At 35.9% G+C, this 15,169-nt stretch carries 12 protein-coding genes; 8 read left to right on the top strand and 4 right to left on the bottom strand.

Annotation, left to right across the window (positions count from 1 at the left end; all coding sequences use genetic code 11):
• Positions 1–26: 26 nt before the first annotated feature.
• The 3 genes from DUT69_RS15385 to acs all read right to left on the bottom strand — a co-directional run bounded on the left by DUT69_RS15385 (position 27) and on the right by acs (position 6,492).
• Positions 27–4,163: a hybrid sensor histidine kinase/response regulator transcription factor gene (locus tag DUT69_RS15385; protein WP_113654123.1), complete on the bottom strand. Its 4,137-nt coding sequence runs from the start codon at positions 4,161–4,163 to the stop codon at positions 27–29.
• 168 nt (positions 4,164–4,331) lie between these two features.
• The gene (locus tag DUT69_RS15390) at positions 4,332–4,517 is read right to left on the bottom strand and encodes a CsbD family protein (protein WP_113654124.1); all 186 of its coding nucleotides are present in this window, start codon (positions 4,515–4,517) and stop codon (positions 4,332–4,334) included.
• Between the two features lie 79 nt (positions 4,518–4,596).
• On the bottom strand, positions 4,597–6,492 hold the full coding sequence (gene acs, locus DUT69_RS15395; RefSeq protein WP_113654125.1) for an acetate--CoA ligase: 1,896 nt from the start codon (positions 6,490–6,492) through the stop codon (positions 4,597–4,599).
• A 148-nt stretch (positions 6,493–6,640) separates the two neighbouring features.
• Between acs and DUT69_RS15400 the strand changes: the two genes are divergently transcribed.
• From DUT69_RS15400 to DUT69_RS15435, 8 genes are all read left to right on the top strand, one after another.
• Positions 6,641–7,138, top strand: a complete 498-nt coding sequence (locus tag DUT69_RS15400; RefSeq protein WP_113654126.1) for a hypothetical protein — start codon at positions 6,641–6,643, stop codon at positions 7,136–7,138.
• Between the two features lie 91 nt (positions 7,139–7,229).
• Positions 7,230–7,463 carry a 50S ribosomal protein L28 gene (gene rpmB / locus DUT69_RS15405; RefSeq protein WP_055132404.1) on the top strand — a complete coding sequence of 78 codons (234 nt, stop codon included), beginning with the start codon at positions 7,230–7,232 and terminating at the stop codon, positions 7,461–7,463.
• Between the two features lie 43 nt (positions 7,464–7,506).
• Positions 7,507–7,689, top strand: coding sequence for a 50S ribosomal protein L33 (gene rpmG / locus DUT69_RS15410; RefSeq protein ID WP_015809322.1), 183 nt, complete (start codon positions 7,507–7,509; stop codon positions 7,687–7,689).
• Positions 7,690–7,772: 83 nt separating this feature from the next.
• Positions 7,773–7,937 carry a DUF4295 domain-containing protein gene (locus tag DUT69_RS15415; protein ID WP_090996658.1) on the top strand — a complete coding sequence of 55 codons (165 nt, stop codon included), beginning with the start codon at positions 7,773–7,775 and terminating at the stop codon, positions 7,935–7,937.
• A gap of 67 nt (positions 7,938–8,004) precedes the next feature.
• Positions 8,005–8,967 (top strand): signal recognition particle-docking protein FtsY, encoded by a 963-nt coding sequence (gene ftsY, locus DUT69_RS15420; protein WP_113654127.1) that lies wholly within the window; start codon positions 8,005–8,007, stop codon positions 8,965–8,967.
• Between the two features lie 82 nt (positions 8,968–9,049).
• The gene (gene rimO / locus DUT69_RS15425) at positions 9,050–10,381 is read left to right on the top strand and encodes a 30S ribosomal protein S12 methylthiotransferase RimO (RefSeq protein WP_113654128.1); all 1,332 of its coding nucleotides are present in this window, start codon (positions 9,050–9,052) and stop codon (positions 10,379–10,381) included.
• Between the two features lie 48 nt (positions 10,382–10,429).
• Positions 10,430–12,019 (top strand): bacillithiol biosynthesis cysteine-adding enzyme BshC, encoded by a 1,590-nt coding sequence (gene bshC / locus DUT69_RS15430; RefSeq protein ID WP_113654129.1) that lies wholly within the window; start codon positions 10,430–10,432, stop codon positions 12,017–12,019.
• Positions 12,020–12,083: 64 nt separating this feature from the next.
• Positions 12,084–13,166, top strand: a complete 1,083-nt coding sequence (locus DUT69_RS15435; RefSeq protein ID WP_113654130.1) for an Ldh family oxidoreductase — start codon at positions 12,084–12,086, stop codon at positions 13,164–13,166.
• Positions 13,167–13,213: 47 nt separating this feature from the next.
• Here DUT69_RS15435 and DUT69_RS15440 read toward each other — a convergent pair whose 3' ends face one another.
• Positions 13,214–15,079: a mucoidy inhibitor MuiA family protein gene (locus DUT69_RS15440; protein WP_113654131.1), complete on the bottom strand. Its 1,866-nt coding sequence runs from the start codon at positions 15,077–15,079 to the stop codon at positions 13,214–13,216.
• Positions 15,080–15,169: the final 90 nt, after the last annotated feature.

Genomic DNA, 15,169 nt, shown 5'->3' on the forward strand with positions numbered 1-15,169 from the left:
GCATTTAGAGCTAACACACACAGTTTTTACAGTATTTCTGAAGTTGCACTACCGTCATGCTGTTTTAGCCTGTAATCATTAGGTGCTAAATGATAGATTTTTTTAAACTCTCTAAAAAAGTATGATTTGTTGTTAAAGCCAGTTCTGTAAAAAATTTCAGAAACGGTTAGTTTAGAGCTTTGCAATAACATAGCTGCGTGCTTTAAACGTATGCGTTTTATAAACTCCGATGGGGTCATACCTGCTAAGGTTTTTAATTTACGGTACAACTGCATTTTGCTTATATGTAAAGCTTCTTCTAGTTTAGAAGCATCGAGATCTGGCTCTGCTAAATTTTGCTCTACAGCTTTTACCAAAGCGTTTAAAAATTCTTTGTCGCCTTGCTCTAAATCTACGTTCACAAAGTGATTATTGATATTGCCATCCTTAATCAAGTTGTCCATTCTTTTTCTGTATTCTAAAAGTTTTCTTATCCTAACTTTTAGATAATTTATATGAAACGGTTTAGGAATATAAGCATCGGCACCGATTTCGTAACCCTCAGTTTTTTGCTCATCGCTTCCTCTTGCAGTTAACAGAATAAAAGGGATATTATTAGTTGCAGGAGCGGATTTTACATATTTACAAAATGCTAAACCGTCCATATCTGGCATCATCACGTCGCTAATAATAATGCTCGGCATATTATGTTTAAGAAATTCTAAAGCTGTTTGTCCATTTTCTGCTTCGTAAACATTGTAATGGTCTTTAAGTATATTTTTAAGTAAAAACCTAAGTGCAACATCATCTTCAACAATTAAAACGCTATGTTCGGCCTTCTCCTGCAAATCTTCAATTAAAGTATTTTTGTTTCCTTCTATTATCGTTTCAACCTCGTCTTGCTCGTAAGGCTTTAAAATAGATTCAAAAAGGTAAGATGGTGTAGAAGTAACAACCTCATCGCTTTTACCTTCATTTATGCTGTTAAGCTGTAAGATAAAATCGAAATAAATCCATCCGTCTTTTAAATAAACCTGGATATCTCCATCTAAAATACTAATCAATTCTTTTGTAAAAGCTAGTCCAATTCCTGTACTAAACTTTTCAAACTGATTGTCGTTACCAACGTGAAATTCGGTAAAAAGGTCTGCTAATTCGGTTTCTTTTAGTTTACTACCAGAGTTAGCTACGATAGTTTTCAAGGTATTGGTTTCCTTTTCAAAATCTACCTTAAATAAAATTGATTCTCCAGCATCGGTATATTTAAAAGCATTGGAAAGAAGGTTAAACAAAATTTTCTCATATTTATCCTTGTCAATAAAACTAGCAATATCTTTAGGTATTTCTCTCACAAAAACCTGGTTGTTTTTCTCAGCAACGGGCATAAAAAGCTGTGTTAAACCGAGCAGCATCTTCGAAATATCCAAATAATCGTCGTTACGTTTAACGTAACCAGCTTCGGCTTTTCTAAACTCTAATAGTTGTTGCACTAAATAGGTTAACCTAGCGGTATGCTGATGTACCAACGACAAGAAATTGCTTCTTTCTGCCAACGGCGATGGCTCATGTTGCTTTTGTATAAAATGCTCTACCGAACCTAAAATTAAGGTTAATGGTGTCTGAATTTCATGAGCAATGTTCGTAAAAAAATTAATTCGTTGACGATGAATTTCATCATCTTTCTGCCTAAACAGCGTTTCACGTTCAAGCTTGAATTTCATTTCGAGCTTATTTTTTCTGTATAAGTGAAATGCATAAACCGATGCTACCAACAATAGGAAGTAACAGATATAAGCAGGTATTGTTAACCAAAAATACTGGCTAACATCAATATGTAGTGCAATCACATCTTCGGTCCAAACGCCTTCTCCATTACTCCATCTAACCAATAAATCATAATTTCCTGGCGGGATATTGTAGTAAGCTATCTTACCATCAGAGCCGCTAAATCTCCAGGCTTGGTCTAGCCCTTTTAATTTGTAGGCAAATTCACTTTTTGATGCATTAAAAAAATTTAGTGCGTTAAAAGAAAATTGGAAAAAGTTATTTTTACGTTCTATTTCGTAGGACTGAAATTGCTTGCTTTCGGCATTAACAATTAAAAACTGATTATTTTGCAAAGCTTTGCCACCAAATTGAAGATCGTAAATAAAAAGATTAGGCTGTTTGGCGTTGCCTGTTATAAACTTCGGATTAAAAAAATTGAATCCGTAAATACCGCCAAATAATAGCACATTATTTGCTGTTCTGTAAACTGCGCCATCACTAAACTCATTGCTTTGCAAACCATCACTTTCTAAATAATTCGCTATCGCATTATTTGTTGGATTTAATTTAGCTAAACCTCTATTTGTGCTGAGCCAAATCTTTCCGAGTTCATCCTCTTGTATCGCATGAATGGTATTGTTGGGCAATCCGTTTTCTGTGGTAATATTGCTAAAAACTGGCTCATCTGCTTTAGACTGTGTTAAGGTGAGCATATTTAGCCCGAAACTTGTGCCGATCCAAAGCCTGTCTTTTGAGTCGTAATAAAGCGACAGTACATCGCTATGCGACAAGCTACCCGGAGAACCTAAAGCTTTATAGGTTTTAAATGATTTCTTTTTTGTTTCAAAAACGCTAAGCCCTCCATATCTGCAAGCTATCCAAAGCCTACTGTCCTTTCCTCTGGCTAAGGCGTAGATAATGTCGTTGGCTGGCCCGTTTTTTTCTTTTGCTGATGACAAATATTGTTTGAAACTGGCAACTTCCAAATACTGATTGTCAACGTTCTTCAGCTTGAGATGCAGTAAGCCATAACCACTTGTACCCAACCAAACTGAACTGTCTTTATCTTGAATTATTGCATAAACAGATTTAAAATGGGTTAATTTGGCCGTACCTTTTATATCTTTCCATTGAACAACTTTTTTTGTTTTCTGGTTGTATACTGAAATTCCATCGCCATCAGTACCTAAATAAACTAAATCATCTATTCCTTTTTTGATAGCAAATACAGAATTGTTAGTTAACCCGTTTGTAACATCAAGTTTTTGCTGATTTTTGTTTTTGCCAGCATGTTGCCAAAAATCGTTATAAATTAAAATTCCGTTTCCTTTAGTACCCACCCAAAGATTTCCGTCTATTTCAGAAAATGCTCTGGTTGGCTTATTCATTGCCTTACTATCAAAATCAGTTAGCAAGCCAAAATAATTTCTCTTCGGATAAATTTGAATCAGTCCGTTACCATCTGTGCCAACCCATAATATTTCGTCGTTACCCACTTTTAGGGTAGATAACTTTAAGTTTTCCAGCTTATTTAAATCGCTTTTTAAAAAATTAGATGGCCTGAAATACTCATCATAAATACTAACACCTTGATTTTCCCATGCGATGATATAGTTGGATTGATAATAGACGATCGATTTGATCCTCTTCTTTGAAACATTAAGCGAGGATTGCTTAAAATTGCGGTCTATTAGATAATGCGTATCGTTTACACTATAAATAATTTGTCCGTTAACCTCAAAAAAACTACTTATTTTATTAGCATTTCTAAAATTCTGTTTGAGCAGTAAACCTTTTTGGCCAACTTCAAAAGCGTTAAGCTGCCCAACGCTATTCAAGCACCACAACAAACCGCCATGGAAAGCCATTTTTACAATTGCTGATTTACTCTCGATTTTCTGAAATTCGATAAACGAATCTTTATCTTTATGATATTTCCTCAGCCATCCGTCGGTGCCGTAACAGAAAACATCGCCTTTGGCATTTATAGCAATTTCAAATTCATTTTCACTAACTCTTTTTGAAATCGCAGTTTTATAAAAGTATCTATAAAATTTACCTGTTTTTTTCTCATATCGAGAAACTCCCCCAATGGTATTTATCCAAATGTTGCCTATTTTATCTTCATTAATTGCCTGAACAACGTTACCACCTATGCTGTTAGTAGCTTTATCAATACTGTGATTATAAACACTAAAATTAGCGCCACTATACCGGTTTAGGCCATCCCAAGTGCCAACCCAAAGCAATTGTTCATTATCTTGAAGAATAGCATTTATCGAACTGTTAGAAAGTCCGGTTCTGTTATCTAATTGTTTAAAATAAAATTGGAGGTTTGGATTTGCTACTGCAGCGTTTAGCGAATAGCTATCAAGTAAAAAAAGAAGGAAAAATGTAAAGACTATAGCTCTCTTCATCAGGCGTAAAATAAAAGCTAACGGCAAATAAATGAGTTTAAACAACTAAATACCAGTTTATAACTAGATTTTAAAGATAGCTAAATATTGGCGATAAATTATTTTAAAACCATAAAAAAAGCGATTGACTTTTTACAGTCAACCGCTTCGTTTTTTAGGATTGTATTTTTATAAAGAGTTAATCCATTTCACTAACTCATCTCTTCCTTTTCCTGTTTTTTGTTGCAATTTACCCAACAACTCATCATCTTTCCCCTCTTCATGCTTCAAATCGTCGTCCGTTAAATCGCCATATGCTTGCTTAACTTTTCCTTTTATTTCGTTCCACTTTCCTTGCCATTCTAACTTATCCATTTTCTTTAGTTTTAATGTTTAACATTCGGTTGAATTACTAAAGTAACAAATGGCAAAAGCGATTGTTTGGAAATTTTGATTAAGCATTTTTTGCACTTTCAATTATTTCTTGAACTACGTTAGGATCTAAGAGTGTTGATGTATCACCCAAATTAGCGGTATCATTTTCTGCTATTTTTCTCAAAATCCTACGCATAATCTTTCCAGATCTGGTTTTAGGCAAGCCTGATACAAATAGCATCTTATCTGGTTTTGCAATGGCTCCAATAACTCTTGTAACCGTTTGTAAAATATCTTTCTTACTTAACTCTGCTTCGCCGTGCATTTCTGGATAGATCACAAATGCAAAGATACCTTGGCCTTTAACATCATGCGGATAACCGACAACAGCACTTTCTACCACTCCGGCATGCATATTAATTGCGTTTTCCACTTCGGCGGTTCCAATTCTATGGCCAGAAACGTTCAGCACATCATCAACCCTTCCCGTTATTCTGTAGTAGCCATCTTTATCACGCAAACAGCCGTCGCCGGTAAAATATAAATTATCGTATGTAGAGAAATAAGTTAGCTTGCAACGTTCATGATCGCCATAGGTTGTACGCAACATGCCTGGCCACGGAAATTTGATGCACAAGTTACCGCTAACATCATTACCTTTTATTTCCACTCCGTTTTCATCAACTAAAATAGGTTGTATACCTGGCAACGGTAAAGTTGCAAAACTCGGCTTGGTTGGCGTAACTGTGGCAATAGGCGATATCATGATACCTCCAGTTTCTGTTTGCCACCAAGTATCAACTATTGGCGCATTACCATTACCTATTTTTTCATCAAACCAATGCCAAGCTTCTTCGTTAATAGGCTCTCCTACAGAACCTAAAACCCTGATAGAACTTAGGTCTTTGCCTTTTAAAGGCTCATCGCCAAAACTCATTAACGAGCGGATGGCGGTTGGTGCCGTGTATAAGGTATTCACTTTGTGTTTTTCAACTATATCCCAAAAACGACCAGGTGTTGGGAAGGTGGGTATTCCTTCGAAAATCACTGAAGTTGCACCTTGAGATAATGGTCCGTAGACAATATAAGAATGACCAGTTATCCAGCCTATATCTGCCGTGCAGAAATAAACTTCGCCAGGCTTGTAATTAAAAACATTACTAAAAGTATAGCCAGCATAAACCATGTAACCAGCACAAGTGTGCACCACCCCCTTTGGTTTGCCTGTTGAGCCTGAAGTGTATAAAATGAACAGTAAATCTTCGGCATCCATTTCTTCAGCTTCGCAAATTGCATCTACGTGCTTAACTTCATCTTCCCACCAAACATCCCTACCTTTTAGCATAGAAACCGGGGTTCTGATATGCGTTAAAACGATACATTTTTCAACAGTTGGACAACCGATAAGTGCGTCGTCGATAACTTCTTTAAGAGGAATAGGTTTATTACCACGATAAGCGCCATCGGCAGTTATAACCAACTTACAACCGGCGTCATTAATTCTATCAGCAATAGATTTTGCAGAAAAACCACCAAAAACCACTGAATGCACAGCACCTATTCTGGCACAAGCCAAAACGGCTATTGCCAACTCGGGTACCATTGGCATGTAAATGCAAATTCGATCTCCTTTTTGTGCTCCATTTCTTTTCAAAACATTAGCAAAAAGACAAACACGCTCATGCAACATTTTGTAAGTAAGCGTTACACTATCTTTCTCTGGGTCATTAGGTTCCCAAATAATTGCTGGTGTATCTCCATTGGTTGCCAAGTGGCGATCTAAGCAATTTTCGGTAATATTTAATTTGGCACCCTCAAACCATTTTATCTCCGGATCAGTGAAATTCCAAGAAAGAACTTTGAACCAAGGTTTGCGCCATTGATAATTCTGTGCTACTTCGCCCCAAAATTGTTCAGGATCATCAACACTTCTTTTATAGTCCTTCTCGTACTGTTCAAATGATGTTATCTGCATTATATTTATATTTAGTGGTTGCTAATTTAACAAATTAATAACGGATTAGTGCTTCAAAATCGTCTCAAAAAGTCCAATTATTTGATAAAAGCAAATGATAAATTTAAGTTTATTATATTTGATCATATCTCTCATTTAATTTAAACATATGAAATTTTTACTGTCCGTTTCCATCATCTTATTCGCTTCTACGCTTACACTACATGCAGCACCATTGCAGAAAGAAAAAGCAGTTCTGTCTGACACGCTAAAAAAAGGGAAAAATTTTATTCTCCATAGCCAAACCACCAATATAGAACGAGTTACCTTTGGAAAAAACAAGAAGACAAAACAAGATGTTGTTTATATTCATTTCGGTTTTCCAACCCCCATACCAAGCTCTAATTCTATAAATGGGACCGTGCTACAAAGCAACCGAAGTTATAAAGACGAAGACAGCCTGCCTGCTTTTGAAAAAATTGATATTTTGAAGGGTAAATATGAAGACATTAAGGTTTCTAGAGAAACAAAGTTGAAAAACCTTTTTACACTTACTGGGGTTCAATTTCCGCTTAGATTAAAACTTAATAGTGGAAAAGAGACCATCGACCTAGAGCTCTCAGAAGCAGGAGAATGGAATATAACAATTGAATTAAAAAATAATTAGCCACACTGTTGTTGATTACAAAAATATTTCTGATATTTGCACACTCTTAAAAAAATTAAGTAGCGAATAATCAACATAATAAAAAATAGTCATGTCAAGAGTTTGTGATTTAACCGGAAAAATGGCGATGTCGGGATTTAATGTTTCTCACTCGAACGTTAAAACTAAGCGCAAGTTTTACCCTAATCTGCAGCTTCAGAAATTTTATATTCCTGAAGAAGATCGTTGGATAACACTAAAAGTGTCAACTTCAGCAATTAAAACCATTAATAAAATCGGTATTTCTGAGGCGATTAATCGTTTCATGAAAAAAGGATATTTGTAGTAAATAATTCGTCGATGAGAAATCGGCTTAAAAGATAAAAAAAATGGCAAAAAAAGGTAACAGAGTACAGGTTATTTTAGAATGTACAGAGCATAAAACTAGTGGCATGCCTGGTATGTCTAGATATATTTCTACAAAAAACCGTAAAAACACTACTGAGCGTTTAGAGTTGAAAAAATTCAATCCGGTATTGAGAAAAGTAACCGTACACAAAGAGATAAAATAATTGAAGGATTAGATTGATTGAAGGATTGAATTTTTATTCTATTACTCCAACAAACCCTCATTCAATCATTAATTTTAAAAGACATGGCTAAAAAAGTAGTTGCAACCCTAAAAACGGGTACAGGTAAAGAATATTCAAAAGTTATCACAATGAACAAATCACCTAAAACTGGTGCTTATTCATTCAAAGAACTTATCGTGCACAACGATCACGTTAAAGATGCTATTGCTGGTACACACAGTAAATAATTCTATTAACAGATAACATTAAAGCCGTTCCGTTTACCGGAAGGGCTTTTTTTATTTAAACATTATTATGGGTTTATTCGATTTTTTCAAGAAAAAAGAAACTGCTCCTGAGGCTCAAGAAGCTTTAGATAAAGGTCTCGAAAAAACTAAAGAAGGTTTTTTTAGTAAAATCACAAAAGCTGTTGCCGGCAAATCTACCGTTGATGATGAGGTGCTCGACAACCTTGAAGAGGTACTTGTAACTTCTGATGTTGGCGTTACTACCACCTTAAAAATAATTGACCGTATACAAGCTCGTGTTGCTAAAGACAAATATGTTTCTACTTCAGAATTAAACAATCTGCTTAGAGATGAGATACAACTTTTACTTGCGGAAAATAACAGCAACGATTTTAGAACTTTCGAATACGGCGACCACAAACCTTATGTAATTATGGTTGTTGGCGTTAATGGTGTTGGCAAAACTACCACTATTGGCAAACTTGCCCATAAATTAAAAAACGAAAATCTTAAAGTAGTTTTAGGCGCTGCCGATACTTTTAGAGCTGCCGCTGTTGATCAAATTAAGCTTTGGGGCGAACGCGTTGGTGTTAGAGTTGTTGCACAAGCAATGGGGTCTGATCCAGCTTCGGTAGCCTTTGATACTCTGCAATCTGCCGTTGCAAATAAAGAAGATGTTGTAATTATTGATACAGCTGGTCGTTTACATAACAAAGTTGGTTTAATGAACGAATTAGGTAAAATAAAAAATGTGATGCAAAAGGTTGTTCCCAATGCACCACACGAAATTTTACTCGTACTAGATGGTTCTACCGGCCAAAATGCATTCGAGCAATGTAAACAATTTACAGAAGCCACAGACGTTAACGCTTTAGCTATTACTAAATTAGACGGAACCGCTAAAGGTGGTGTCGTTATTGGAATTTCCGATCAATTTAAAATTCCTGTAAAATATATAGGCGTTGGCGAAAAAATGGATGACCTACAACTCTTCGATAAAAAAGAATTTGTAAGCTCGCTTTTTAAATAAACTCTAAAGCAAATCTTAACGTCCCCACTAATACTTATTTTGGGTTGATTTTAAATCTCCCCTCCCATTGCTATATAAAAATATGATTACTAAAAACAAACAGATTAAACCAATTGCCAAACCAAAAATTAACGTTATTACTTTAGGTTGTTCAAAAAACACTTACGACTCTGAGGTTCTAATGGGACAATTGCGTGGAAACAATTTATCTGTTGAACACGAGGCCAATAGCATGGGCAAAAACGATATCGTTGTAATTAACACCTGTGGTTTTATAGACAATGCAAAGCAAGAATCTATAGATACCATCTTACAGTATAGCCAGCTAAAAGACGAAGGAAAAGTTGGGAAAGTAATTGTTACTGGCTGTTTATCTGAAAGATATAAACCCGAATTAGAATCAGAAATTACCAATGTCGATGCATTTTTTGGCACCAACGATTTACAAAATATATTGCACAGTTTAGGTGCAAACTATAAGCACGAGTTAATTGGAGAACGTTTATTAACTACTCCATCGCATTTTGCTTATTTTAAAATTGCCGAGGGATGTAATCGCCCTTGTTCTTTTTGCGCTATTCCGCTTATGCGTGGTAAACATGTTTCTAGAGACATGAATGAGCTGGTAAATGAAGCCAAAATTTTGGCAGCGAACGGAACCAAAGAATTAATTTTAATTGCGCAAGACCTTACTTATTACGGGTTAGACATTTATGGCAAACGTAATTTAGATGAGCTTTTAAGACGGTTATCTGACGTGAACGGCATAGAATGGATTAGACTGCAGTACGCTTATCCGTCTGGTTTCCCTATGGAGATTTTAGATGCGATGAACGAACGTGAGAATATTTGCAAGTATTTAGATATGCCTTTGCAACATATTACCGACAATATGCTAAAATCAATGCGTAGAGGTATTAACAAGCAAAAAACCATCGATATTGTTAACGAAATACGTGCTAAAGTTCCAAACATCGCTATGCGTACTACTTTAATTTGTGGTTACCCAGGCGAAACCGAGAGGGATTTTGAGGAAATGTATAACTGGGTAGAAGAAACGCGTTTCGATAGATTAGGTTGTTTTACCTATTCTCACGAAGAAAAAACCCATGCCCACCAGCTGGTTGATGATGTACCTGAAGAAGTAAAGCAAGAACGTGTTGATGCCATTATGGAACTGCAACAAGGTATCTCTTTTGATATAAACCAAGAAAAAGTTGGCAATACCTATAAGGTTTTGGTTGATAGAAAAGAAGGTGATTTCTTTGTTGGCCGTACAGAATTCGACTCTCCAGAGGTAGATAACGAAGTTTTAATTGATGCAAACTCTGGCTACGCAGCAACCGGAAGTTTTGTTAACGTTAAAATAGATCGTGCAGAGGATTTTGATCTATATGGACAAATTGTAAAATAAACCATACGCCGAAAAATGTTTTGTATTTTAGTTTAATTTAGCAAACACATGAAGGCTAAATATATCTCTTATCAGGATACGCATTCGTTTTCTAAACTCGTTTTAGATTACGTAAATGACGAGGAATTCTTAAAGTCGTTTTACAGTTTCCGCCCAGATATGGATGGTTTGAAACAAGCTGTCGACGCAAGAAATTTTAAAGGAAACCGTACAGAACTTGTAGCCGTTTTAACACGTCAATATCAAAACGTTAAAACTAATAAATCCGTTAAGCACAATATTGATTCTTTAGCTCAAGAGAATACTTTTACAATAACTACTGGCCACCAATTAAATCTTTTTACCGGCCCACTATATTTTATCTACAAAATTGTAACCGCAATTAATTTAGCACTTGAGCTCAAAATTGCTTATCCAGAGAAAAATTTTGTACCGGTTTATTGGATGGCTACCGAAGATCACGATTTTGAAGAAATCAATCACGTTAGTGTAGATGAGAAAAATATTAGCTGGATACAACAAACTAATGGCGCAACAGGCCGACTAGATACCAAAACCGTAGCTGCTGCAGTTTTAGCCTATAAAGGTTACTTGGGTATTAGTAAAAATGGCAAAAAATTAGCCAAGTTGGTAGAAAACGCTTATTTGAATAATAATAATCTGGCGGATGCAACCCGTGTTCTCGTAAATAGCCTATTCGAAAACTATGGTTTAGTTATTGTCGATGCCGATGACCCGACCTTAAAACGTCAGTTTTGCGACATCATTAAAGAAGATATTACCGAACAACGCAGTGCTGATTTAACTGTAAAAACTAGCGAAGCATTAGAAAAACAAGGTTATAAAACGCAAGTAAATGGAAGAGATATAAATTTCTTTTATCTGCAAGATAATCTTCGCGAACGCATTGTAGAGAAAGACGGAAAATTCGTTGTAAAAAACACCGACATTAATTTTACTAGAGAAGAAATAATTGCAGAAATTGAGGCTAATCCAGAACGTTTTAGTCCTAATGTGATTATGCGCCCGCTTTACCAGGAAGTTATTTTACCAAACATAGCCTACATTGGTGGTGGTGCCGAGGTTTCATATTGGATGCAACTTAAAGCTAATTTTGATTATTATGAAATTGACTTTCCTGTACTCTTATTACGTAATTCTGCATTGTTAGTTGACAAACGTAGTGCAGAAAACATGAATAAATTAGGCTTTAATTTCGAAGATATTTTTCTGCCGACAGAAGATTTACAAACTATTTGGACTAAGAAAAATAGCGAATCGCAGATAACGCTTGATGATGACAGAAGAGCGTTGCAAGCAGTTTTTGACAAGATTAAGCTTAATGCTTTTAAAATTGATAAAACGCTTGAAAACTCTGCAGATGCTGCAAAAACAAAAACCAATCGTCTACTAGAAAATTTAGAGAAGAAATTTTTGAGAGCCGAAAAAAGAAAACACGAAATATCACTAAATCAAATTGAGAACGTAAAAAATCGTCTTTTCCCTAACGGCACATTGCAAGAACGCGTAGTAAACCTGGCACCCATGTATGTGAATTATGGCGATGATTTTATTTCCTCTTTGATAGAGAATTTTCAGCCTTTAGGTGGAGATTTTACTTTATTGCTTCCAAGCTAAAAGACTAAAGCTTAAAGGCTAAAGCAATCTCACTTCTCATATCTAAATACTCATATCTAACAAAATGAACTTTATAACTTTTACCGAAGAAAAACTTAGAACATTTACCTCTTCTGTTTTTACCAAAATGGGATGTTCTGATGAGCATGCGAAACTTGCCACCGATGTATTAATCAAATCAGATTTGCGTGGCATAGACTCCCATGGCGTTGCTCGTTTAAGCGGTTATGTAAGGCTTTGGGAAAAGAAAAGAATAAATGCTAAGCCTAATATCAAAATTGTTCACGAAACGCCAACTACCGCAACAATAGACGGCGATGCAGGCTTAGGCTTAGTTGTTGCACCCTTTGCAATGGAGGTAGCAATAGAAAAGGCAGAAAAATATGGTAGTGGTTGGGTTTCCGTTAAAAACTCAAACCATTTTGGAATCGCTGGCTACCATTCGCTTATGGCGGTAGAAAAAGACATGATCGGTATCAGCATGACTAATGCAAGTCCATTGGTTGCGCCCACTTACGCTAACGAACGTTTATTAGGCACCAACCCAATGTGTTATGCTTTTCCGGCTGGCAAATATCCTCCCGTGGTAGTAGATATGGCAACGGCTGCGGCGGCTAATGGCAAACTGGAAATCGCCCAAAGGGCAAATAAAAATGTACCAGAGGGATGGATTCAAGATAAAACAGGTAAAATTTCAATTGATCCTAATGAACTAAAAAATGGCGGTTCTTTGTTGCCATTAGGTAGCGATAAGGACCATGGAAGCCATAAGGGCTACGGTTTAAGCGCAACGGTAGATATTTTATCAGCTGTGCTTTCTGGAGCAAATTACGGTCCCTGGGTGCCACCCTTTGTTGCATTTCTGGAGCCTTCCGCAAATCCGGTTGGAGAAGGCTTAGGGCATTTTTTAGGCGCAATGAGTGTAAATGGATTTCGCCCTGCGCAAGAGTTTAAAGACCATTTAGATAATTGGATCGAAAGATTTAAAAGTGCCAAAACAATTGATACTGATAAAAAAGTAATTATTCCTGGCGAACCAGAACATGAATTTGAGCAAGAACGCAAAAAAAATGGTATTCCGATAATTGATGTTGTTGTTAAGGATTTGAATGAACTTGCATCTAAGCTCGGAATTGAAGGTTTGTAACTGAAAATCCTCACAGGTTCTAAAACCCTGTGAGGATTGAATAAATCCTACTCTAAGTTAATAGGTTTATTTTTAGGATATTTTACCTGATATTTTAGCACTAACTTCTTTTGTTCATTTGGTTGCAACAACATTTGCCATGTAAGCTTGCCATTTGTTTCATCAAGCTTTGCTTTAGAAATTTCTTGTTTCTCTACTGTAATATCACTGCTTGTTGCTAAAGGCAATTGATCTTCAACAATTAAATTAATAGCCTGCGATTTTCTGTTTTTAATATCGATAACAAAATGTCTACTGTCTCGTTGAGAAGAACCGATAAATTGTTTTTCATTAAAATCTTTTTGTTTTTCGCGTTTAATTACCACGTTTTTATCTACACCTAAAGAAATTTTTAAAGTGTCTGATGCGGTTTGTACGTCTAACAAAGTTTTGCCTAGAAACGTGCCCTCAAAAAACACACTTGCCTCTCCACTAATCAGGTTGATTTGATCAAAACCACTAATTTTTGCGGTTAAAAATGCATCTTCAGTAATTTTTGGCGCTGCATAATATTCGTATTCAGCATTAAAATCATAATTGCCAATATCAACAGTAAACTGTTTTCCATCACTTAATATTGTGTAAGGGTTTTTGATATCAAAAGTTACGTTTGTTTGCTTTTGTACAGTACTAACCTCAACAGCTGTAGAAGTTAACTCCCTAGCTCTAACTGGGGCCGCCGACAATCCTCTAATCATCGTTTTTGAATTACCAGCGCCTACTACCACAACCTCGTTTAATGACTGAGAATCTTCTTGCAACCTAAAGTTTAAAACTGCAGAACTAGCATATAATTCTTGCGTAACAAAACCTAAATAACTTACAACTAATGAATTATTACCCGCCGGAAGTTGCATTGTATAATTTCCGTTTGCATCTGAAGTTGTACCTATTGAACTTCCCTTAACGCGAATGCTGGCCCCAGGAATACTTTCTCCGTTATTATCGGTAATTTTTCCCTTTACAACTCTCACAGCAGAAGTAGCTGATCCAAATCCGTAACCAGCACTTAAAAAACCTAAATTATAATTACCCAATTCTGGCTTAATCTGATCTGATTTCGGGTTTCCAGATGATAAAGTAAACCTCACATTCTTCCAGTCTTCGCCCGAATTTTGAGAAACGTTAGCCTTGTAAACCAACTCTACCGGACTCGAAACGTCTTTTGCTCTAATATCATAACTCGGATACCAAGCCGCATTAGCCACCATATACGTTAAGGAGAATTTTCCTTTGGTTGCATTTTTAGCAGAAACCTTAACTACAACGTCGTTAGAATTTCCTAAAGATTTTCCATCGACCTCAGCAATCTGGTTTCTGTATTTGTTTTGCGAAAGCTGAAGTTTTGCTATCTCTTTACCAATTTCAATTTGTTTATTTTTTGCATCTGTTAATCGCTGTTTTTGAAAATCCAAGGCAGCTTTAAACTTTGCCAAATCGTAATTAACATTTGGCCCCATTACCACTTGGTTTTTGATCAACATATCTTCTTCCGCTTTGTAAACTTCGCTTTCGTTGCGTAAGGTTGCAATCTTATCGTTTAACTCAGTTACAGTGGTTAAGTAGGTGCTTTTAAGTTCAGAGTTTTTCTTTTCCAACAAGAAATTTTTCTGTTGTGTAACAGATAGAATAGTAAAATTCCCTTCGCCTTTGGCTTGTATACTTTGGGTTTCTATTGCAGATGACAAACCTGAAAAAACCAGTAAACTTACACCTTGTGGCAAATCTATTTGTTCGGTATTTCTGAAAACCTGTGCACCACTTATAAATACAGTTACGTTAGAGATTTTAGAGTTTACAGCAATTTGATTTTCTTGGGCATTTAGAATAACACTGGTAAAGAAAAGCGTTAACACGAGTAGGCATTTTTTCATAATTTTAGATTTTAATAATTAGATGCAAGAAAAGAGAGAATTACACAAACGGGCATAAAAAAAGCCCTGCAATGTTTGCAAGGCTCTCTG

The organism is Pedobacter namyangjuensis, assembly GCF_003313325.1.
GTDB lineage: Bacteria > Bacteroidota > Bacteroidia > Sphingobacteriales > Sphingobacteriaceae > Pedobacter > Pedobacter namyangjuensis.